20 protein-coding genes, 1 tRNA gene and 1 pseudogene are annotated in these 21,117 nt (G+C 68.4%); 9 read left to right on the top strand and 13 right to left on the bottom strand.

The features are described 5' to 3' along the window. Nucleotides 1–36: 36 nt before the first annotated feature. The 3 genes from NBV68_RS07120 to NBV68_RS07110 form a co-directional block, all read right to left on the bottom strand. Nucleotides 37–2,484: an alkaline phosphatase PhoX gene (locus NBV68_RS07120; RefSeq protein WP_296308364.1), complete on the bottom strand. Its 2,448-nt coding sequence runs from the start codon at nucleotides 2,482–2,484 to the stop codon at nucleotides 37–39. A 209-nt stretch (nucleotides 2,485–2,693) separates the two neighbouring features. Further along, entirely contained in the window at nucleotides 2,694–2,846 is a 153-nt protein-coding gene (locus NBV68_RS07115) for a hypothetical protein (protein WP_296308362.1), read from the bottom strand. 244 nt (nucleotides 2,847–3,090) lie between these two features. Continuing rightward, nucleotides 3,091–3,166, bottom strand: a tRNA-Trp gene (locus NBV68_RS07110). Between the two features lie 92 nt (nucleotides 3,167–3,258). Between NBV68_RS07110 and aat the strand changes: the two genes are divergently transcribed. Continuing rightward, nucleotides 3,259–4,083, top strand: a complete 825-nt coding sequence (gene aat, locus NBV68_RS07105) for a leucyl/phenylalanyl-tRNA--protein transferase (RefSeq protein WP_296308361.1) — start codon at nucleotides 3,259–3,261, stop codon at nucleotides 4,081–4,083. A gap of 35 nt (nucleotides 4,084–4,118) precedes the next feature. Here aat and NBV68_RS07100 read toward each other — a convergent pair. The 5 genes and pseudogenes from NBV68_RS07100 to NBV68_RS07080 all read right to left on the bottom strand — a co-directional run. Further along, a pseudogene (locus NBV68_RS07100) lies at nucleotides 4,119–4,355 on the bottom strand (DUF2155 domain-containing protein); the annotation flags it as partial. 180 nt (nucleotides 4,356–4,535) lie between these two features. Continuing rightward, nucleotides 4,536–4,967: an NADH:ubiquinone oxidoreductase subunit NDUFA12 gene (locus tag NBV68_RS07095; protein ID WP_296308359.1), complete on the bottom strand. Its 432-nt coding sequence runs from the start codon at nucleotides 4,965–4,967 to the stop codon at nucleotides 4,536–4,538. A 70-nt stretch (nucleotides 4,968–5,037) separates the two neighbouring features. Next, nucleotides 5,038–5,580: an MOSC domain-containing protein gene (locus NBV68_RS07090; protein WP_296308358.1), complete on the bottom strand. Its 543-nt coding sequence runs from the start codon at nucleotides 5,578–5,580 to the stop codon at nucleotides 5,038–5,040. Between the two features lie 8 nt (nucleotides 5,581–5,588). Next, nucleotides 5,589–6,095 (bottom strand): DUF192 domain-containing protein, encoded by a 507-nt coding sequence (locus tag NBV68_RS07085; protein WP_296308357.1) that lies wholly within the window; start codon nucleotides 6,093–6,095, stop codon nucleotides 5,589–5,591. Beyond that, nucleotides 6,089–6,751, bottom strand: coding sequence for a RecX family transcriptional regulator (locus NBV68_RS07080; RefSeq protein ID WP_296308356.1), 663 nt, complete (start codon nucleotides 6,749–6,751; stop codon nucleotides 6,089–6,091). The genes NBV68_RS07085 and NBV68_RS07080 overlap by 7 nt, the downstream gene beginning before the upstream one ends. 142 nt (nucleotides 6,752–6,893) lie before the next feature. Between NBV68_RS07080 and NBV68_RS07075 the strand changes: the two genes are divergently transcribed. Together NBV68_RS07075 and NBV68_RS07070 are read left to right on the top strand one after the other, a co-directional pair. Next, nucleotides 6,894–8,627: a fatty acyl-AMP ligase gene (locus NBV68_RS07075; RefSeq protein ID WP_296308355.1), complete on the top strand. Its 1,734-nt coding sequence runs from the start codon at nucleotides 6,894–6,896 to the stop codon at nucleotides 8,625–8,627. A 68-nt stretch (nucleotides 8,628–8,695) separates the two neighbouring features. Further along, nucleotides 8,696–9,409 carry a peptidoglycan-binding domain-containing protein gene (locus tag NBV68_RS07070; RefSeq protein ID WP_296308354.1) on the top strand — a complete coding sequence of 238 codons (714 nt, stop codon included), beginning with the start codon at nucleotides 8,696–8,698 and terminating at the stop codon, nucleotides 9,407–9,409. 3 nt (nucleotides 9,410–9,412) lie between these two features. On the opposite strand, the gene NBV68_RS07065 is transcribed toward NBV68_RS07070, so the two are convergent. Both NBV68_RS07065 and NBV68_RS07060 read right to left on the bottom strand, forming a co-directional pair. Then, a complete protein-coding gene (locus tag NBV68_RS07065; RefSeq protein ID WP_296308353.1) occupies nucleotides 9,413–10,282 on the bottom strand; it encodes a hypothetical protein in 870 nt (289 codons plus the stop codon). 2 nt (nucleotides 10,283–10,284) lie between these two features. Next, a complete protein-coding gene (locus tag NBV68_RS07060; RefSeq protein ID WP_296308352.1) occupies nucleotides 10,285–11,766 on the bottom strand; it encodes a DUF389 domain-containing protein in 1,482 nt (493 codons plus the stop codon). 203 nt (nucleotides 11,767–11,969) lie between these two features. Here NBV68_RS07060 and NBV68_RS07055 point away from each other — a divergent pair, with 203 nt between their 5' ends. The 5 genes from NBV68_RS07055 to NBV68_RS07035 all read left to right on the top strand — a co-directional run bounded on the left by NBV68_RS07055 (nucleotide 11,970) and on the right by NBV68_RS07035 (nucleotide 17,640). Further along, nucleotides 11,970–13,181, top strand: coding sequence for a toxic anion resistance protein (locus tag NBV68_RS07055; RefSeq protein ID WP_296308351.1), 1,212 nt, complete (start codon nucleotides 11,970–11,972; stop codon nucleotides 13,179–13,181). Then, nucleotides 13,182–14,012: a hypothetical protein gene (locus NBV68_RS07050; protein WP_296308350.1), complete on the top strand. Its 831-nt coding sequence runs from the start codon at nucleotides 13,182–13,184 to the stop codon at nucleotides 14,010–14,012. 3 nt (nucleotides 14,013–14,015) lie between these two features. Beyond that, the gene (locus NBV68_RS07045) at nucleotides 14,016–14,315 is read left to right on the top strand and encodes a polyhydroxyalkanoic acid system family protein (protein ID WP_296308349.1); all 300 of its coding nucleotides are present in this window, start codon (nucleotides 14,016–14,018) and stop codon (nucleotides 14,313–14,315) included. 182 nt (nucleotides 14,316–14,497) lie between these two features. Further along, complete coding sequence (locus tag NBV68_RS07040) at nucleotides 14,498–15,100, top strand: biliverdin-producing heme oxygenase (protein WP_296308348.1); 603 nt, start codon at nucleotides 14,498–14,500, stop codon at nucleotides 15,098–15,100. After that, nucleotides 15,097–17,640, top strand: coding sequence for an HWE histidine kinase domain-containing protein (locus tag NBV68_RS07035; protein WP_296308347.1), 2,544 nt, complete (start codon nucleotides 15,097–15,099; stop codon nucleotides 17,638–17,640). The genes NBV68_RS07040 and NBV68_RS07035 overlap by 4 nt, the downstream gene beginning before the upstream one ends. Before the next feature lie 3 nt (nucleotides 17,641–17,643). Here the strand turns inward: NBV68_RS07035 and NBV68_RS07030 are convergent, their stop codons facing one another. The 3 genes from NBV68_RS07030 to NBV68_RS07020 form a co-directional block, all read right to left on the bottom strand. Next, a complete protein-coding gene (locus NBV68_RS07030) occupies nucleotides 17,644–18,444 on the bottom strand; it encodes a class I mannose-6-phosphate isomerase (RefSeq protein WP_366067769.1) in 801 nt (266 codons plus the stop codon). Further along, complete coding sequence (locus tag NBV68_RS07025; protein ID WP_296308346.1) at nucleotides 18,441–19,481, bottom strand: mannose-1-phosphate guanylyltransferase; 1,041 nt, start codon at nucleotides 19,479–19,481, stop codon at nucleotides 18,441–18,443. Before NBV68_RS07025 ends, NBV68_RS07030 begins: the two co-directional genes overlap by 4 nt. An 86-nt stretch (nucleotides 19,482–19,567) precedes the next feature. Continuing rightward, a complete protein-coding gene (locus NBV68_RS07020) occupies nucleotides 19,568–20,293 on the bottom strand; it encodes a TonB family protein (protein WP_296308345.1) in 726 nt (241 codons plus the stop codon). Between the two features lie 332 nt (nucleotides 20,294–20,625). Here NBV68_RS07020 and NBV68_RS07015 point away from each other — a divergent pair. Beyond that, the coding region (locus NBV68_RS07015) for an MASE1 domain-containing protein (RefSeq protein ID WP_296308344.1) at nucleotides 20,626–21,117 on the top strand (492 nt) is incomplete at its 3' end.

Here is a 21,117-nt window from a genome sequence, read left to right as displayed (position 1 = left end):
CGCCCCCTGATGCGTCACCGCAGAGGTGTGCGCGGATTACACGCCGATGATGCCGCCATCGGCTCGGGTCACCGCGACCACGGCCGAGCGCGGGCGCACGCCCGGCGCGGCTGCGGTCTGGTTCGCGGGCCAGTTGCTGTCCGGCGCGGCGGCGGTGCCGTTCTCGCCGGGGTGCTGTATGCCGACGAACAGCGTGCGGCCATCGGGGGTGGTGTCGACCCCGGTGATCTCGCAGCCGATCGGCCCGGTCAGGAAGCGCCGCAGGTTGGCCGCGGTCGCCGCCGTGCCGATGAAGGTTGCCTGCGTGGCGGTGGTGCCGTTGGTGTTGGTGATGGTGCGCGCCCCGCCATCGCCCACCCGCCCCGGAAGCGCGGCGAGCATCTGGTTGTTGGTGCGATCGGTGAAGGCCCCGTCGTCGGTCTGGATCCACAGCAGCGGACGGCCCACGCCCGAGGGGTTCTGCGGACGGGCGAACCACAGCCCGTCAGGGCTGGAGAAGTCGTTGTCCGCGTTAAGGCCCGAGAGGTTGACGTTGGCGCTGGCATCGACCGAATCCGCCCCGAACAGGTAGATGTCCCAGCGGAAGGTGGTCGCGGTCGGCAGGTCGCCGTTCTCGCGTATGCGGATGATGTGGCCGTTGGGGTTGCCGGCCGTGGAGCCGGTGCCGCCCGGCGCGATAAAGGAGCGCGGGTTGGCGGCATCGGTGCCGGTGATCGGGCGCCCGCCGGCGTTGTTGTTGGTGAGGGTCAGGTAGATCTCGCCATTCGCCGGGTTGACCGCGGTCCATTCCGGACGGTCCATCGGGGTCGCGCCCACCGCGTCGGCGGCAAGGCGGGTGTTGACGAGGATGTCGGCCTGGCTCGCGAAGGTGTAGGCGGGCTCCATGCCCACCGCCGGACGGGTCGGAACCTGCCCGAACACCAGCGGCAGCCAGGTGCCGGTGCCGTCGGCATTGAAGCGCGCGACATAGAGCGTGCCCGCATCGAGGTACTTATCGCCCACGGCCAGACGGTCGGTGCGGTTGCGGTCGGCATTGGTCCAGGCCGCATCCGACACGAACTTGTACATGTATTCGCGCCGCGAATCGTCGCCCATGTAGACCGCGATGCGCTGGCCTTCGACGAGGTTGCTGAGCCAGGCACCTTCATGCGCGAAACGGCCGAGCGCGGTGCGCTTGCGCGGGGCGGTGGCGGGGTTGAAGGGATCGATCTCGACCACCCAGCCGAAGGTGTTGGGCTCGTTGCGGTAGTCGCTGGTGGCAGCGCCCGTGCCCGCACGCGCGTCCCAGCGGCGGAAGATCGGATCGGTGGTCGAGACCGAGGACCACGCATTGTTGCCGGTCGAGCTGTTGACGCCGTAGCGGCGCAGCGCGGTCAGCTCGCGAGCGGTGCGGTTGGCGTTGTCGGTCCCGGGGCCGCTGTTGTCGCGGCGGAAATAGCCGGCCCAGTTTTCCTCGCAGGTGAGGTTGGTGCCCCATTCGGCAAAGCCGTTGGCGCAGTTGTTGATCGTACCGGTGCAGGTCGTGCCCGTCGGCGAGGCAACCGTCTGCACGAACGCCGTCCCGCGCACCGGGCCATTGATCGCCATTGGCGTGTTGGGGGTGATGCGGCGGTTGAGCGCGCTGTTGTTGATCACCACCCAGTTGCGGTTGCCGGTGTCCTGGATCTCGGTGACCGAAACGCCGTGCGCTTCGATTTCCTTGATCGCTTCAGCCGCGGGCCGCACGCCGCCAACATTGGTCGGGCCGTTGGGCTGGAGATATTGTTCGCTGATATTTTCGTGGTTCTGCACGATCAGGCCGCGGATCGAGCTGTTGTCGTCGCGCATGCCGGCCGCCGAGAGGCCGTAGTAATAGAGCGCGTCGCCATGATCGCCGATGCGGCCGGCAAAATTGGTGTCGGTGCCGTTGTTGGCAAAGGCCGGGACGCCCGCCAGGATCGGGTCGCCGAGGCGGGTCAGCACAGTGACATTGTGCCCGGCGGGCACGGTGACGCGGTCGTCGCGGTTGCGGGGCACGGCGGTGAAGCCGAGCTGCGCCGGGTTGACCGTGATGTTGACGTCATCGATCTGGTTGTTGGCATTGACGCGGAAGGTCAGGGTGGTCGCCGCGGCGACGCCGGGGGCGAAGAACGAACGGTTGTTGCCCGTGCCGGTCAGCGTGACCGCCGGACCTGCGACCTGGGTGATCGTGGCCGTCCCCGAACCGCTCACGGTCGGGGCGATGGTAACCAGGCGACCCGCAGTGGTGGTGGCGTCCTGGCCGGCGTTGACCAGCGCCTCGGCCGGGCCAATCACTTCGTCGCCGCTGCAAGCGGCCAGCAGCGAGGTGCCGAGGAAGGCGGTCGCCGAGGCCTGCATCCCGCCGACCAGAGTCTGGCGGCGCGAGAACCGCTCGTCGGCGATCTCGTTGAGGGTGCGCAGATTGGTGAAGTTGGTATCGACATCGCCATCGGTGTAGGCGGCGTCAAAGGTGGTGCTGGCCATGATGTAATAGTCCCCCTCGAAGCGAATCTTCGAACGGGAGGACTATGGATAGCTGCCGTGACACGCAGGTGTAAGCGGCGTGGCAAAATGATGAAATTAACTGCGAATTTTACAATATTGCGATGGCACGAATGGGCGCGAACCTTTGAAATTGCGGGATTGGCAGGTCGGCGGTTGCATGATCTGCAATTATCCCCGCCACGCCCGCCTCATCGGTGTGCGAGCAAGCGCGCCAGCCAGCCGTCATTCGTCTCGAGCGGCTGGAGCGGGCCATGGATCGCCCGCAGCCGGGCCGGATCGCGAGTGGGACGCGGGCTGACCCAGTGGTCGGGACGCGAGGAACGAAAGGTGTAGGCGCTCATCTGCCTGTCTCCTGGCGAGGGGTTGAACTCGTTTCGTCGACAGCAATACACGGCTCGGCTTACGGCGAGATGAACAAACGACGTGGTGAATCACCCCAGCCACCCCCTAAGAGGGAAGCGCGAGAATCGGTACCAAAGGCACCGCAAGCGCGAACGCGCGCTCGCAGCGGCCCGGAAAGAAGCGAAGCGAAACGAAGGATCAGCCGCGAGGACGAGCCCGCGGAGGCGGGCTCGGAAAACGAAATGGCAGGGGTGACAGGATTCGAACCCGTGGCCCTCGGTTTTGGAGACCGATGCTCTACCAGCTGAGCTACACCCCTGCACTCGCTGAGCGGCGGCCATTAGCGCCGTGGCCCGGGTTAGGCAATCCTCTTTGCCACAGCCCCCTCGGCTCTGTATGTTGCACCGCGCCATGCACGCGCCGCACCGCCCCCCGATCCCGGTCGAAACCCTGCTGCTCGCCTATCGCAGCGGGATTTTCCCGATGGCGGACCGGCGCGACGATCCCGAGGTGTTCTGGGTCGAGCCGCGCGAGCGGGCGATCATTCCGCTCGAAGGGCTGCATCTCAGCAAGTCGCTGAGGAAGGTAATCCGCGCCGATCGCTTCGCGGTGACGGTGAACCGCGCCTTCGAGCAGGTGATCCGCGCCTGCGCCGAACCGCGCCCCGATCATCCCGAGACGTGGATTTCGGAGCGCATCATCCAGTCCTATCTCGGCCTTCACCGCGCGGGCCACGCGCATTCGGTCGAGTGCTGGCAGGTCGGGCGCGAGGGCTGGCCGGAGCTGGTCGGCGGGCTCTACGGGGTGAGTTTCGAGCGGGTGTTCTGCGGCGAATCGATGTTCAGCCGGGTGCCGGACACGAGCAAGGTCGCGCTCGCATGGCTGGTGGCGCTGATGCGGCGCGCAGGCCTGGTGCTGCTCGATTGCCAGTTCATGACCGAGCACCTGCGCTCGATGGGCGCATGCGAGCTGGCGCAGGCGCAGTATCGCAGGCTGGTCGAGAAGGCCGAGGGCGAGCCGCGGATGGGGCTCGACGAAGCGTGGCGGCAGTTCGCCTCGGGGGTGCTCTATCCTGCAGCCGCAGGCGCGGCGGACGGCGCGGCGGCGGGCGATGGCGCGGCCGAAGGCGCGGCAGAGGGCTTGGCCGCCGGGCCGCCCTTGGGCGCATCCTTGGGCGACGCCGGCCCTTCCTCGCCCGGGAAGCTCATCGTGCAGTCCTTGACCCAGACATCGTAGATCGGGTGCTCGACCACGTTGAGGCTCGGGCTTTCGAGGAACATCCAGCCCGAGAAGACGCGGGCGTGCTGCGCAGCCCCGCGCTCGCGGATGTCGACCTGGACGAAGGCGCCGGTCTGCTGCGGGAGTTCCCAGGGTGCGGTGCGCTCGCAGGCGGCAACGCGGATGATGACCGGGCCGACCTCGCGCGACTCGCCGGGCTTGAGCTTGATCTCTTCCGAGACGTTGTTGCGCTTGTTGAGCAGGCCGATCACCGCGACCCGTTCGTTCATCGGGGTGGCGCCGTAGTCATTGGCAGGGGCGATTGCGGTGGCAGCCGGGGCGGGGGTGGCGGCATCGTCGAGCGAGACCTTGACCGCCTCGCCCGATGGCTGCGTGAAGACGTCGCAGGCACTCAGAGCCAGCGCGCAGGCCAGCGGAGCGGCAAGGCGGAGGGCCTTCATGCGCGCGCCTCAGCGGTCCGCGCTGCCCGGGGTCCACGCCTCGTAATCGCCGACCGCGCGCGCCCGCTGGCCGCCGCGCTCGAGCGCGCCTTGCGGGCGATAGGCGGCGGCGGTGCCGGTGGCGTTGGGGGTGTAATCGACCTCCCACACGCGCGGCGGGGGAAGGTGGCTTTCGGGCACTTCGTCATAGGTGCCGTGGAGCCAGCCGTGCCATTCGGAGGGCACGCGGCTGGCGTCATTGGCGCCGTTGTAGATCACCCAGCGCTTTTCGCGGCTGGTGTAGGAGCCATCGTTGGCGGCGGCAGCCTTGGGGCGCGCGCGGTAATACTTGTTGCCCGCCCCGTCGGTGCCGACATGCTCGCCCTTGGCGCGGCTCGCCCACAGGTGCGTGCCGATGGTGGCGCCGTCCCACCAGGTGAAGATCTTTGCGAGAATTCCCATGGGGGCTGCGCCTAGCGGAATTGGCGGGGAGCGCCAAGGTGGAAGATGATTGCCGGAGCGCGAATCCGGATCAGACCCGTTCGAGCGGCAAGAACGGCGGGGCGGGCAGATCCACCGAGATCGTATCGCCGGGACGCACCGCGCCGCCTGCGCGCACAATCGTCATGATGCCCGCCTTGCGGACCAGCGTGCCATCCGCGCGCCTGTCCAGCACCGCCGCGAGCAGGCCACGCTGAAAGCTGTCGATCTGCGCGCAGGGGTTGCGCAGGCCGGTGACCTCCAGCGCCACCGCCGCCCCGATCCGCAGCACCGCGCCGCGTGGCAGGCCGAGCAGGTCGATCCCGCGAGTGGTGATGTTCTCCCCCAGATCGCCAGGCTTCACGGTGAAGCCCTTTGCGCCGACCTCGTCGAACAGCTCGGCGGGGATCAGGTGCACCTGCCGCAAATTGGGCTGCGAGGGATCGGCCCTCACGCGTGAGCGGTGCTTGACCGTCTCGCCGCAATGCGCGTCGCGCGCGACACCGAGACCGGCGACGATGGCAATCTCGGGTACGACCGCCTTAGAGAAGCGATGCCCCGCATCACGCGCCACCGCGATCACGCGCGCGGTCATCGCGAGGCCTATTGCGGCAGCGTGTAGGTAACCAGATCCCCCGGCACGATCCCCAGCGCCTTGGCCCGGCCCGCACGCAATTCCAGCACGGCGCTGGCGATGCCGGCCGACCTCACCGAATCGAGCGAATAGGGCTTGGTGTCGGCGGCGATGTTCTGCACCCGGCCATCGGTGCCGATGAAAATGATGTCGAGGCTCAGCGGCGTGTTCTTCATCCAGAAGGCTTTCGCCTGGGGCACGTCGGCAGGGAAGATCATGCCCTCGAAGTCGCCCAGTTCGGTGCGGAACATCAGGCCCTTGGCCTGGGCCTCGGAGGTATCGGCGAGCTCGACCTTGAAGGCGATCTTCTTGCCGCCGCGATCCACCACCAGGTCGATCACCTTGAGGCCCGAGACCGGGTGGCGCGCGGCCTCGGCCCCGGCCGGGGCTTGCGCGGTGGCGGTCGCGCTGGTGCCGGGCGAGCATGCCACAAGTGCGAGCGCGAGCGTGGCTGCCGCCAGAATGTGCCTTACCATTGTTCGTCCGTCCCTTCGGCCTCTTGCGCCTCGGCGATCCATTCCTCGACCTCCGCGCTGCTGCGCGCGGCGAGAACCGCCTTCACATGTTCATACTGGTGGCCTGCGCGCAGCATTGCTGCAACGGCTTTTTCATGGGCCTTGCGCTGGCTGAGCGGAGCGAGGCCTTCCGCCTGTGTACCGAACGGGCCGAGCCGCTTCTTCTGCGCCATCAGCGCCGCCGCACGGCGGCTGGCGGCCTCTCCCGGGGCATGCTGACGGCGCAGCCCCTCGCCCACGCCTGCGTGGCGCAAGGTCTCCTCGACCCGCCGAGCGCCATAGCCGCGTGCGCCCAGATCGCGGGCGCGCATCCGGGCATAGGCATCGTCATCGACATAGCCGAGTTCCACCAGCCGGGCGACGAGCGCGGGGACATCGACCTGGGTCGGGCGCCCGTCGCCATCCTCGGCCAGCCCGCGTTCCCTGATCTTGCGCAGAAGATAGACCTCGAGCCGCGCGCCGGTCGAGGCGAAGCGGGCCGCATAATGGAGCGCCAGATCGCGCAGTTTCGCCTCGGTCAGCGGGGGTTTCGCCCGCTTCTCGCGCCGCCCCCCGGGGCCGCGATCCTCCCCGGCCATGCGACCGGGTGATGACGAATTCGCTTTACCTGAAACCATTTCGCCTTATTCGTGCCACTTTCCTTATCAATGCGAAACATTGGACGCCGCCGGACTATGCTCGGCGACACGGGGTTATGCCAGAGCGCGAACGGGATATCGTCATGAAACGCGCCGCAACTTACGGGTATCGCTGAAAATTATGACCGACGCCGCCCTGACGCCGACGCCGAATGACTGCGACCTGCCACGAATCCGTGCGCAATTTGCAACCTTCAACGAAGCGATCGACTACGCCGCGCAGAGCCGCAAGGGGCTCAACTTCCACGACATGCGCGGCGAACTGGCGCGGGTCTACCCCTATAAGACCATGCGCGAAGATGCATTGACCATGGCACGCCGCCTGATCGCGGCGGGCATCGGCCGGGAAGACCGCGTTGCGCTGATCGCCGAGACCGGCCCCGATTTCGCCGCGCTGTTCTGCGCCTGCGTCTATGCCGGCGCCTGGCCGGTGCCGCTACCGCTGCCGACCACCTTCGGCGGCAAGGACAACTACATCGACCAGCTTGCGATCCAGCTGATGAGCTCGGACCCCAAGCTCCTCATCTACCCCGGCGAGATCGCCGAGATGGCCGAGGCCGCCGCCGCGCGCCAGGGCTGCGAGGCGACCAGCTGGCAGGATTTCGGCCAACGCCCCGCCCCCGAATGCGAACTGCCGCAGGCCTCGCCGGACGATATCTGCTACCTGCAATATTCCTCCGGCTCGACCCGCTTCCCGACCGGCGTCGCGGTCACCCACCGCGCGCTGCTGCACAACCTCTATGGTCACTCGACCACAATGAACCTCGGCACCAATGACCGCTGCGTCAGCTGGCTGCCGTGGTATCACGACATGGGCCTGGTCGGCTGCCTCTTGTCGCTGATCGCCAATCAGGTGTCGGGCGATTACCTCAAGCCCGATGCCTTCGCGCGCCGCCCGCTGGCGTGGCTCGACATGATCAGCCGCAATCCGGGCAACACGCTGAGCTACTCGCCGACCTTCGGCTACGACATCTGCGCGCGCCGCATCTCGAGCCAGAGCCACGTTGCCGACCGCTTCGACCTGTCGCGCTGGCGCATCGCGGGCAATGGCGCGGACATGATCCGCCCTGACGTGATGCAGAACTTCGTCAACGCCTTTGCCGAAGCGGGCTTCAAGGCCTCCTCCTTCACCCCCTCCTATGGCTTGGCCGAGGCGGTGCTGGCGGTGACGGTGATGCCGCCGGGCGAGGGCATCCGGGTCGAACTGGTCGAGGAAGAGCGCCTCTCGGGCGCGCCCCGCGATCTCTCGCGCCCGGCCCGCTACCGCGCGATCGTCAATTGCGGCAAGGCGCTGCCCGACATGGAAGTCGCGATCCGCGGCGAGGACGGCAAGACGCGCGGCGATCACCAGATCGGCAAGGTGTGGTGCCGGGGGCCGAGCGTGATGCACTCCTATTTCCGCAACGAGGATGCCACCAACGACTGCCTCGTCGACGGCTGGCTCGACACCGGGGACATGGGCTATACCGCCAAGGGCTACCTGTTCATCGTCGGCCGGGCGAAGGACATGATCATCATCAACGGCAAGAACCACTGGCCGCAGGATATCGAGTGGGCGGTGGAACAGCTCCCCGGCTTCAACCACGGCGACATCGCCGCCTTCGCGATCGAGATGGAGAACGGCGAGGAAGCGCCTGCGGTGCTGGTGCACTGCAAGGTCTCCGACCCCGAAGAGCGCGTGCGCCTGCGCGATCAGATCGCGGACAAGGTGCGCTCAGTCACCGGCATGAGCTGCATCGTCGAACTCGTCCCCCCGCGCACTCTGCCTCGCACGTCTTCCGGCAAGCTGAGCCGCGCCAAGGCCAAGAAGCTCTATCTGGCGGGCGAGATCGTCCCGATTTCACTGGCGGCGTAAGCCCTCAAAACGCCTATTGAAATCGTTGCAAAATATGGCACTCTCCGCCCGGGGGAGGGGATGCAATCATGTTTGAAGGCAAAGATGTTGTCGACTTGGCTATGACCCGGGTCGGCCAAAGGTATGTTCTGGGCGCGAGAGTCCATCTGGCTAATCCGAACTGGTCCGGCCCATGGGACTGCGCAGAGTTCGTATCTTGGGCGTGTTACCATGCCTACAAACAGGTCATCGCGGTCAGGCCCCCCAACATCCAGACGGGCGAATCCTATTCCGGCTGGTGGCACGAGGCGAGCCTTGTCGGCGGTCGCGCCATCCCGGTTCGAGAGGCAATCGGCACCGTCGGGGCTATCCTGATCCGCAAACCCGGTTTCGCCGGCACCAAAATCGGCCATGTGGCGATCTCGCGCGGCGACAACAGCACGGTTGAGGCGCACAGCGCCAATGTCGGCGTGGCTGTCATCACGGGAGCCAACAAGCGCGACTGGAGCGGCGGGTGGCTGGTTCCGGGTGTTCTCTATGGACAATCCGCCAAGGACAGCGACTTCAAGCATTCTCCGTCGAAGAAGCTCATCAAGTTGACCGACCCCTTCACGCGCGGGCCGCAAGTCGTGCGGGTTCAGGAGTTGCTTCTGGCTGCCGGGATCGATCCCGGGCCTGTCGACGGCATCTTCGGCAATGCAACTGCAGTGGCTATAGCGGCATTTCAGGCCGAGAAAGGTCTGGTCGTCGATGGTGTGGTGGGGCCAGAAACGGGCAAAGCACTCGGACTTTGGAGCGGATAAGGCTCAGCGCGCGATCACCCATTTGCCCTCGCGCCAGCGGTAGACATTGGGCGAGATGCAGCGCGAGGCGAGTTTGCATTGTTCCTCGGCGAGGCCGCGATATTTCTCCAGCTCGGCCCCGTCCGGCACCACCGCGGCGACCACGAACTGGTCGGAATTGGCGATCACCGCAAGGTCGGGGCCGTTGGCGGCGGCGAGCGCCTCCCACTGCGCGGCATAGGCCATCATCGAGCCGGTGTATTCCTCGCCCTGAAACACCGTCAGGCCATCGAGCTTCGCGCCTTCCTCGGGCAGGCCGGGGATGATCCGAGCGGTCTGGCGTTCGGCGAACAGCCAGGCGTTCTCGGGCGAGAGGCCGAGCTCGGCGATGCGGTCGGCGGGCGCCAGCGCGATCGCCTCGGGGCTGTCGAAGGCGAGAATCGCGAAGAGGTCATCGCCGATCCGGCGGTGCGGGGGCAGCGGGTCGAGCCCCGTTCCCAGCACATAGTTCCAGTATTGCCCGTCGCGGACGATAACGCGCAGATTGGCCGCTTCGCGTTCGGGGGCCTTGGGGGATTTGGCCAGAATCCCGATCAGGCCGGTCAGCTCCGCTTCGCAGGCGTCCTTGTCGACGTTCTGGCAAAAGCCGAACACTCGGTGGAGATTGATTGTCGCGGGCTCTGTCTCGCTCTTGCGGGTGATGTTGATCTGCAAGGGCTCGCCCGGCTCCTGCGCTACTTCCGCGTCGGGGAAAGCGGCGCGGATCTTTGGTAGCGCGTCAGCCGCGAAGGCGCGCGCCTCGGGGCCGTTCTGGGCGAGCGCGGGAGTGCCCGCCGCCAGCAGCGCGGCAAGCAGTGGGGCGAGGAACGGCGGGATCGCGGTCGGCTTCGGCATGATCATTCCCCCTCTTGCGCCCAGGTCGCGCGCAGCGGCGCGCCACCGCCTTGTAGTTGCACCGAAATTCCGCCCTCGCGCAAGACCTCCGCTGCCGCTTCGGCCTGCGCGGCAGGGCCCGTGAGCACCACGCCGCGCCCCGAGCGTTGCGCAGCCCATTGCACCAGATCGAGCACAGCCTCGCCCTCCTCGGCAGGGATCGTGACGGCGAGCGGGGCGGGCGGCGGCACCAGCTCGATCCGCCAGTCGGGCTCGCTGCCCGCGATCCGCGCCTCAAGCGCGCGGTAGGTCGCAAGGCTCGCGCCCGGCAGCGGCTCGGCGCGGACCAGCGCGCGGCGGCGGGGCTCGTCGATCAACATCTCGCTTGTCGAGACCCCCGCAGCCAGCGCGAGGCGCACTGCCAGCGCCGCCGCGCGGGTGGAGGCGGCGCGCTCGCCCTGCTCGCGCGCGGCGGAAAGCTGCGCTCGCTCGGCGGCGGTGGCGGCGGTGCCGACCTCGTATTGCACCAGTTCGAGCCGCACCTCCTCGCCCAGCCGCTCGGCCAGCACGCGCGCGATGCTCTCCTCCACCTCGGGCCGCAGGACGGGCGTGAAGACCACCGCCTCGACCCTCACCGGGAGGGCGGCGAAGTCCAGCTCCAGCGTATCGAGCTTGGCGCGTGTGTCGAACTGGGCGCGGATCTCGCTGCGCACGATCCGCTGGGCGTTGGCCTCCCACGCGATCCGCTGGAGCGCGAAGCCCAGGGGCACGGCCAGCACCAGGAACACCGCGACCACCATGACGCTCTGCACCCGCGATTGCCCGCGCGAGAGGTTGGCGCGAAAGCCATAGAGCCGCGCCATGCCGAAGGCGGTCAGCGCGATGGTGATGAAGTTGGTGACGAAGAGCAGCAGCGCGCCCGAGAACACCGTCCAGTTCCAGGTCGCGAGGCCGTAGCCGACCACCGCCAGCGGCGGCATCAGCGCGGTGGCGATGGCAACGCCGACGATCGCGCCCTCGCGCCCGCGGATCATCGCGTAGGCGCCGGCCAGTGCCGAGAACAGCGCCACGAACAGGTCGAACAGATTGGGCCGGGTGCGCGCGGCGATCTCGCTGGTGATGCCCTGGATCGGCGAGAGGAACACCAGCAACGCGCACAGCAGCACCGCCATCACGCTGCCCAGCACCAGCGTGCGCAAGGCCGCCTTGAGCCACTGCCAGTCGCCGATTGCCAGCGCGAAGCCCAGTCCCATGATAGGGCCCATCAGCGGCGAAAGCAGCATCGCCCCGATCACCACCGCGGGCGAGGACAGCAGCAGGCCGAGCACCGCGATCCCCCCGCTCATCGCGGTCATGAACAGGTAGTGCTCGGACAGGCGGCTGTCCTCGCGGCGGCGCTCGGTCACCTCGGCCTGATCGACCGCGCCGCCGACATGGGCGGTCCACCACTTGCGTGCCTCGGCCAGCGCGCTTCTCGGGCCGGCGGAGCCGGTGGTCTCGTTCATGCGCTCAACCTTTGCCTGCCAGCGGGAGCTGGCGACGATAGCCCGCGATTCCCTCCCCTGCCAGCCCCGCTGCGGGCGCGGTGGACGCGGGGCACCTTTCCGGCTTACCATGCACGGGCGCGCTTGAAAGGCGTGTCTTAGATTACTAATACAGTGGGAGGCAGCCCGCCCGCGGCAGGGCTACAGGGAGCACGAGAGCAGGCATGAGCACCGAGACCACAACGGCCACCGCAACCCCGTTCACCCTCACCCCGCCCGATCCGGTGCCGACAGTCGCGCCCGAGCAGGCTGTGGGGCTCGTGCCGGTCACCACCGAGCAGAAGTCCAAGCTCGACACCAAGGTCGATGCCTTCGTCGACGAGCTGGTGATGGTCGATGCCAATTCGCCCGAATTCGGCGAGAAGGTCGATCAGATCACGCGCATGGGGCAGGAGCAGATCCGGGCGGCGGCCGGGCATTCGAACCGGTTCCTCGATCGTCCGGTGCGCGCGATGGATGCCGATAGCGGGGTCGGCAAGGATCTCGCCGAACTGCGCCGCACGGTCGAAGACCTCGACCCGGGCAAGCGGGGCGCGCTGTCCGGCCCGCGCAAGATCCTCGGCTTCATCCCGTTCGGCAACAAGCTGAAGAACTATTTCGACAGCTACACCAGCGCCCAGGGGCACATCTCGGAAATCCTCAAGAGCCTCGAAAGCGGCAAGAAGGAACTGATCCTCGACAATTCCGAAATCGATAACGAACGCAAGAAGCTGTGGGACTCGATGGGCGAGCTGGAGCAGATGATCCACATCGCCAAGACGCTGGACGCCAAGCTGGAGGCCAAGGCGCTGCAGCTCGACAGCTCCGATCCCGCCAAAGCCAAGGCCCTGCGCGAATCCGCGCTGTTCTATGTCCGCCAGCGCACGCAGGACCTGCTGACCCAGATGGCGGTGAGCGTGCAGGGCTATCTCGCGCTCGATCTGGTCAAGAAGAACAATGTCGAACTGGTGAAGGGCGTCGACCGCGCCAGCACCACGACGGTGGGAGCATTGCGGACCGCCGTCACCGTGGCGCAGGCGATGACCAACCAGCGCCTCGTGCTCGGCCAGATCACCGCGCTGAACAAGACCACCAGCGACATCATCGATTCGACCAGCGCGCTGCTTCGGGAACAGACCGCGCAGATCCACGAGCAGGCGGCGTCTTCGACCATCCCGCTCGAAACTCTTCAACGCGCCTTCCAGAACATCTATGACACGATGGACGAGGTCGACAATTTCAAGGTCCGCGCGCTGGATTCGATGAAGCAGACCGTCACCGTGCTGACCGCCGAGGTCGAGAAGTCCAAGGGCTATATCGCCCGCGCCGAGGGTCAGGCGCAGGCGCAGGCCAAGGTCGCCTCGCAGACGCCCTCGCTGCTGGCACTGGACAAATAGATGCCCGACACCACCCGAGACAGCGACCGCATCCTGCGCGAGGCGAAAACCAGCCTCGCCGTGCAGCGCGAGGGCGGCACCCACCGTCCTGCGCCGCGCGGGCAGAGCATCGGGAAGGGTTCGGCAGAGCTCAAGTTCAAGAGCCTGCTCAAGCGGGTTCGCAACATCGCGCTCGCGGTGGTGGCAATCTGGATCGGTGCGGGGATCTTCAGCGCGGTCGTGGGCCCGCTATTGTTCTGGGGCTTCATGGCGATGCTGGTCGCCACCGTTGTCGCGATCGGGGTCTTCGGGGTCTTCCCCAAGGTCAAGGTGCCCAAGCGCGCCGAACTCAAGCAGGGCAATCCGCAACAGATGGTCGCGCGCACCGAGCTGTGGCTCGAAGCCCAGCGCCCTGCGCTGCCCCCGCCCGCGCAGGCGCTGGTCGATCAACTCGGGGTGCAGCTCGATGCATTAGGGCTCCAGCTCCAGGGCCTCGGCGACAACGAGCCTGCGATGGACGAAGTGCGCGAGTTGGTCGGGGAATATATCCCCGAGACGATCGACAACTACCGCAAGATCCCCGCGAATCTGCGCCAGGAATTGCACACCGGCAAGACTGCCGACCAGCGCCTCACCGAAAGCCTGACCAAGCTCTCGGGTGAGATCGACCGCGTGACGCGGCGACTGGCCGAGGGCGCGCTCGACGATCTGGCGATCAAGAGCCGCTATCTGGAATATCGCTATGGCGGCGCGGGGGCGCTCGAGGACATGACGGGCCAAAATTTCCCCGCACCCGATACTGGCGTGCCGCTCCCCGATTTTTCGGCCATGCCTGCCAAGCAGGAGCGCTGAGCCTTGCGCGTCACCCTTCCCCACGATCTCACCAAGGAGGAAGTGCGCGCCCGCATGCACAAGCACGCGGGCGAGATCGGCGGCTTCTTTCCCCCCGGCCTCGCCAAGGTCACAACTGACTGGCCGCATGAAGACCGGATGAGCATCACTGCGGTGGTGATGGGCCAGACCATTCCCGGCGGGGTCGAGGTGCGCGAGCACGACGTGGTGATCGAGATGGACCTGCCGCTGCTGTTCTCGGTGATGCGGGGCCCGCTGGAGGCGGCGGTGAAGAAGGAAGGCGGGCGGCTGCTCGCGCCCTGATCGCAGCGCGATCGCACCTTCCGTGAATTTCGCGCTAAGTACCCTTCGCAATTGCCAGCACCCCTGCGCTGTGTCATAAACAATTGACACAGGCTTTAGCCTGTTTGCCTTACACTCGGGCCGGGATCCCTGAAGATGCGGCATTTGGCCAAAGGGCCGATTCGGGCGGGAAGGACGGGCATATGGCGTCAGCCAACAAGACGGCAGTGCCGGGAGAAAGCCTGCGCACCCACCTGCGCGCTGCGACGATGGCCGCGCACGACCTGCTCGATCACGCGATGCAGGCGGCGAACGGCTGGCAGACCCGTGCCGACTATGCCCGCTTCCTCAGCCTGCAACACGCCGCCCGCGCGCCGCTCGAAAGCTGGCTTGCCGCCCATGCCCCCGCAGATCTCGTCCCGCCGCCGCAGACCGGGCTGATTGCGCAGGATCTGGCGCGGCTCGGCTTGCCGTCGCCTGCACCCGCGCCGCTGTTCACGATCGGGCGGCCCGGCCCCGGCGCGGCGCTCGGCATCGCGTGGGTGCTGGCCGGATCGGCGCTCGGCAACAAGGCGATCGTCAAGCAGGTCGTCCGGATCGGCGGCGGCGGCTGGCCGGTCGCTTTCCTCGGGGACGATGGCGCGATGGCCTTCTGGCAAGGCCTCAGGGCCCGGATCGAACGCCCCGCCGCCCCTGCCGAGGCCGAAGGCGCGACCCGCGCGGCCGAGGCGGTCTTCGCCCACTTCCTCGGCGTCGCCGAGGGCGGGCAGGCCGAAGACGCGGCGCGCGAAAGCCTCCCTGCATGAACATCCAGCAGCGCCCAGTCTCGCTGACCGAATGCGACCGCGAGGCGATCCACCACATCGCCGCGATCCAGAGCTTCGGCGGGTTGATCGCCGCCGACGCCGCTGGGCGAACTGCGCATGTCTCGGCCAACCTTGCCGCGATGCTGGGCCTGCCCTCCCTGCCCCCGACCGGCACGCCGCTCGCCGAGATCCTTGCCCCGCCAGCGCTCGACGCGATCCGGGTGGCGCTCGCAGGGCTTCCCGGCAACGACACGCTCGGCCGCCGCTTCGGCCTCGATCTGACCGGCAGCGGGGTCCTGTTCGATTGCGCGGTGCACGTCGCCTGCGGGCTCTCGGTGATCGAGTTCGAGCCCCATGCCCGCACCGACTTTGCCGACCATGTCAGCATGATCGTCCCCGTCATCGCCCAGCTCGAAGCCGCCGCCAGCCTCACCGTCCTGTGTGACACCGCCGCGCGGCTGGTGCGGCAGATGACCGGCTATGACCGCGTCATGGTCTACCGCTTCCACCCCGACGAAAGCGGCGAGGTGATCGCCGAGGACCGGCACGAAGCGCTCGAACCCTTTCTCGGCCTGCGCTACCCCGCCGCCGACATCCCGCAGCAGGCCCGCGAGCTGTTCCGCCGCAACCGCTTCCGCATCATCGCCGACATGGAATCCCAAGCCGTGCCGATCATCCCCGAATTGGGGCCCGAGGAAGATCCGCTCGACATGTCGATGTCGATGCTGCGCGCGCATTCGAAGATGCACCTTGCCTATATGCGCAACATGGGGGTGGGCGCCTCGCTCGCCATCGCGATCGTGCGGCATGACCGCTTGTGGGGCATGATCTCGTGCCACCACCGCACGCCCCGCCTGCCGGCCTATTCGCTGCGCACCGTGGCCGAGCTGCTCAGCCAGACCTTCTCGCTGATGCTCGACCGCAATCTGGTGGCCCAGGCCGAGGGCCTGCGCGAACGCGCGCGGCAACTCAATGACCGGCTGCTATTGCGGCTTGCTGGCGGGGTGACGCTGGCCGACAGCCTGCCGATGATCGAGGAGCTGCTGCGCGGCACGATCCAGCATGACGGCATCTCGCTCTTCGCCGATGGCGAATACCGCGCCAGCGGCGAGGCTCCGGGGGAGGCCGAATTCCGCGCCATCGCCCCGCTGCTCGCCGGCACGCTGGGCGGGGCGACCCATTCGACCACGCGGCTCGCCGACCAGATCCCGGAGGCCGCCGCCTTCGCCGCGCGGGCGGCGGGCGCGCTGGTGCTGCCGCTGTCGCGCGGCACCCGGGATTCGCTGGTGCTGTGGCGGCGCCCGCTTGAGCGGGTCGTCACCTGGGCGGGCGACCCCACCAAGGCCGCCGCCGCGCCCGGCCAGCTGCTCCAGCCACGCGCCAGCTTTGCCGCTTGGGCAGAGACGGTGCGCGGCCATTCCGCCGACTGGAGCCCTGAGGAATGCGAGGTCGCTGCCCGCCTGCGCCGCACGCTGATCGAGGTGATCCTGCGCATGAGCGAGGATCTCACCCGCGAGCGCGCCCGCGCCGCCGAGCAGCAGGATTTGCTGATCGCCGAACTCAACCACCGCGTGCGCAACATACTCGGCCTGATCCGCGCACTGGTCTCGCAGTCGCAGGCCGAGGCGCTCTCGGTGCCCGGCTTTGCCGCGATCATCGGCGGGCGGATCGCCGCGCTCGCCGCCGCGCATGACAACATCACCGCCAAGAACTGGGGTCCGGCGAGCCTGGCCAAGCTGATCGAGGCCGAGCTTGCGCCCTATTGCGGCGCGCAGCGCGCACGCTTCCGCCTGTCGGGCGAGGATGTGCTGGTCGCGCCCGAGGCCTACACGATCCTCGCACTGGTGGTGCACGAGCTGGCAACCAACTCGGCAAAGTATGGCAGCCTTTCGGCACGTGCGGGCCGGGTCGAGGTGAGCCTCGCGCGGACCGCCTTCGGCGATCTGGCGCTGCGCTGGCGCGAGAGCGGCGGCCCGCCGGTGACCGCGCCGACGCGCCACGGTTTCGGCTCGACGATCATCACCCGCTCGATCCCGCATGACCTGCAGGGCGAGGCCGACGTGCGCTACAGGCTGGGCGGGGTCGAGGCCGATTTCCTCGTCCCCGCCCGCCATCTCGCCTCGCCCGATGCGGACCGGTGCCGCCTTCCCGCGCCCCCGCCCGATCCGATGCGCGCCGACCGCCTGCCGCCCGACGCGCCGGCGCGGGTGCTGGTGGTCGAGGATTCGATCATCATCGCGCTCGATACCGAGGAGAACCTGAAGCGTCTCGGCGTGGCCGAAGTGCGGCTCGAAAGCTCGGTCGCCGAAGCGCTCGCGGCGATCGCGGACGACCCGCCGGACTTCGCGATCATCGACTTCAACTTAGGCGGCGAAAGCTCCGAACCGATCGCCGATGCCCTGCGCGCTGCGGGCGTGCGCTTCGTGCTGGCGACGGGCTATACCGAAGGCGCCGGGCAGTTCGAGCGACTGGGTGCCGAGGCGGTGCTGCGCAAGCCCTATGGCATGACCGAGATCGAGCGGCTGCTGGTGGGCGCGTGAGGCTCAGGCCGCGCGCGTCAGCAAGGTCACTTTCGCCGCACTGAAATCGAGGCTTTCCAGCCCGCCTGCCACCAGACACTCGCCCGCGCCCGCCGCCGCCGAACCATCGCGCGCAGCGACCTCGCCTTCGAGCGGCAGCACCAGCAGCACGCCGGGATAGGCGGCGAGCGTCGCCGCATCGGGCGCGCCCTCCACCCGGTCGAGCCGGAAATGCGGGCCATCGACCAGCACCTGCCCGTCCGCAATCGAACGCCTGTGCTCAGGCCCGTAGACCCCGCCGCAAGCAACCGCGAGGGCCCGCTCCAGATGCAATTCGCGCGGGCGGCCATAGTCATAGAGGCGGAAAGTGGTCTCGCTGGTCTGCTGCACTTCGACCAGCGCTAGGCCCGGCCCGATCGCGTGGACCGTGCCCGCGGGCAGGTAGAACAGGTCGCCGGGGTGCGCCGGGTGCCATTCGAGCAGTTCTTCGATGCTGCCATCCTGCGCTGCCGCTGCGATCTCGGCGGGGGCCACGTCGCGGGTGAAGCCGATCGCTAGGCGCGCATCAGGCTCGGCATCGAGCACCAGCCAGCACTCCTCCTTGCCCGCCTCTCCGGCAAGCGCAGTGGCATCGGAAGGATGCACCTGCACCGACAATTTTTCGCTTGTGAACAGATACTTGACCAGAACCTGCGGCACTTCCGGGGGAGGCTCGAACCAGATCTCGCCGATCCGTGTCCCGCCGGGCGCGACAAAGGGTGCGGGCAGCGTGTCACGACCCCACACCTTCTCGACCATCTTCGTGCGCAGGCGGCGTGCGATCACTGGTTCACCGCTCCCGGCAGCTTGCCCACGGCTTGCGCGCCCTCGCGCGTGGTGACCAGCACCTCGCCTTGCGAGACGATGATGCACACCCCCTCGAGGCCCACGGCCGAGATGCGCGGGCCGTCGGTGGTGGCAAAGACATCGCGGCAGGCGGCAAGGTCGACGCTGCCGCGCACGACATTGCCGCCCGCGTCCGCCCCGCCGACCAGCGCGTCGGCGAGCGCGGCCCAGTTGCCGATGTCGGACCAGCCCATGTCGGCCGGCACCATTGCCGCGCGCGCGGTGTTCTCCATCACGGCATAGTCGATCGAATCCCCGTCGATCCGCGCGAAGGGCTCGGCTGCGGGATGGAAACGCGCGCCCTCGGCCACACCCCCAGCGACCGCATCGGCGACGAGCTGTGCCATCTCGGCGCGGTAGGTGGCGAGTTCGGCGAGGAGGTGGCCGGCGCGGAAGGCGAAGATCCCGCCGTTCCAGCTGTATTCGCCGCTGGCGAGGTATCCTCGCGCGCGCTCCAGATCGGGCTTTTCGACGAATTGGCGGATCACGTAGCCCCCGGCGAGCGGCTCGCCGCGTCGCAGGTAGCCGTAGCCGGTCTCGGGCCGGTCGGCGGCTATGCCGAAGCTGACGAGGTAATCCTCGCGCGCCAGCGCCGCGGCAGCGAGCGCGGCGGCGCGGAAGGCGGCGCTGTCGGCGATGTGGTGGTCGCTCGGGCAAACCAGCATCACCGCCTCGGCGGGCAGCAGCGCGGCGGCAAGCGCGATGGCCGGGGCAGTGTTCTTCGCGGCCGGCTCGATCACCAGCCGCGCCCCCGGCGCATCGCCGAGCTGCGCGGTGACGAGATCGGCATGGGCGGCGCCTGCCACCACCATCGGCGGCGCAAAGCGGTCATCACCGGCAACGCGGCGCACCGCCTGCTCGAACAACGTCTCCTCGCTGACCAGCGGCAGGAACGGCTTTGGCATGGCCTTGCGACTGACCGGCCACAGCCGCGTCCCGCTGCCGCCGCACAGAATAACCGGATGGATCGCACTCACTGGAACACCCCTCATCTGCCGCAGGCTATAGCAACTCGTCTCCGGGAAACGAGTCCGATCTGGCGTTTATTCTGCCTGCTGCCGTATCAGAACCACTGCTGGCGCCAATAGAAGGGCGCAGGCACCGAATTGCCTTTTGCGTCCATCGCCGGGCGGAAGCCGAGGCGGCTCTCGACCAGCCGGCAGGTGATGCTGTCGGCCTGCGGATCGGGGCTCGGACGGACGATGACGCAATCGCGCGCGCGGCCCTCGGGGGTGACGGTGACCCGCACGATCACTTGCGTGCCGCGCCGCGCCGCGCGTCCTCCGGGGGGCACGGGGTAATCGCGGGCATTGTCGATGCTGCCCGAGATGTGGACGGGCTTGGAGACCGCCACCCCGCCGCGCCCGCTCCCGGCATTGCCGCTGCCGGTGCCGGAACCGCTGCCCGCCGCGCCGGTGCCCTCGCCCGCTGCCGCCCCGCCCGATTGTGTCGCCGTCCCGGTCGAGGAGGCGCGCGGCAGGACGACATCCTCCCTGAGGCGCCGCTGCGGAACCGGGGCCGCGACCGGCTTTGCCACCGCCTCGCGGCCCGGCGCGCCAGCTGCACCCTCATCGGGTTCGGAACGGTTTTCGGGCGGCGGCGGGGCGGGAGGTTCGGGCGCGGTGATGTCGAAGGCCGCGACCACCTGCCGCTCGACCGAGGCCGTCATGTCGGGCGCAAAGGCGCGCGCCAGGCCATAGAGCGCGGCGGCATGGAGCACCACCAGCGCGGCGACCACCGGCCAGCGCAGCCGCCGCGGCTGCACGCTGTAGGCTTGCTCGCTTGCCATGCCCGTCGGCCCTGCCCTGTTCCTTTGCTCCGTTCCGGATGCGGTTGTCCCTGCATACCTTGCACAAGGCGTATAACAGCCGCGCAGCAATTGGCGATGGAGCGCACACGATCGAGCGCGGACTGGATCATGAGCGGCACTGCGGCAGCGATCCGCCGGATGCCGATGACGACCGCGTCCCGCCGGACGGGGGGGCGGTGCGTGTGCCAGCGGGCGGTGCACCGCGCGGGCGCGTGCGCGCCGTGCCGCAGTCCGCGCCTTCATCCGCAACACCGTCCGCAACAAGTTCCGCAACCCGGCCCGCTGCTGCGCGAACGTCGGCGCAGCGAGGGGTGCGCCTGCAGGCCGGAGCGCTGCAGGCGGCGCTGCGCCGCTGGCTGTCGACCGCCGGCATCGCCGCCGGCCCGGTCGACCGGCGCAGCCTCGCCGCCGCGCTGATCGGCGGGGCGTTCTATCTCGTTATCGCCTGCCTCAGCCTCGCGCTGGCCCATGCGGGCGAGACCGTCAGCCCGATCTGGCTGCCCAATGCCTGCGCCGTCGCGGTGCTGCTGCGCGCCCGGCTGCAGAGCGAGCTGCCGCTGCTCGCTGCCTGTTTTGCCGCCAGCCTTGCCGCCAACGCCGTGGTGCAATTACCGGATACCGTGGCGCTGGTCTTCAGCCTCGCCAACGTGGCCGAGATCATCATCATCCTGGCGCTGACCCGCATCGCCGGGCGCGCCGAACCGGACATGACCCGGCTCGGCGATCTGGCGCGCTTCGTGTGGGCCGGGGGGCTGATCGGCCCGCTGGCGTCCGCGGTGGTCGTCATGCCGGTGCTCGGCGGT

It is taken from the genome of Erythrobacter sp., assembly GCF_023653175.1.
Classification (GTDB): domain Bacteria; phylum Pseudomonadota; class Alphaproteobacteria; order Sphingomonadales; family Sphingomonadaceae; genus Erythrobacter.
The sequence above is the reverse complement of the archived record's forward strand: the minus strand, read 5'-3'. Positions and strand labels throughout refer to the sequence as shown.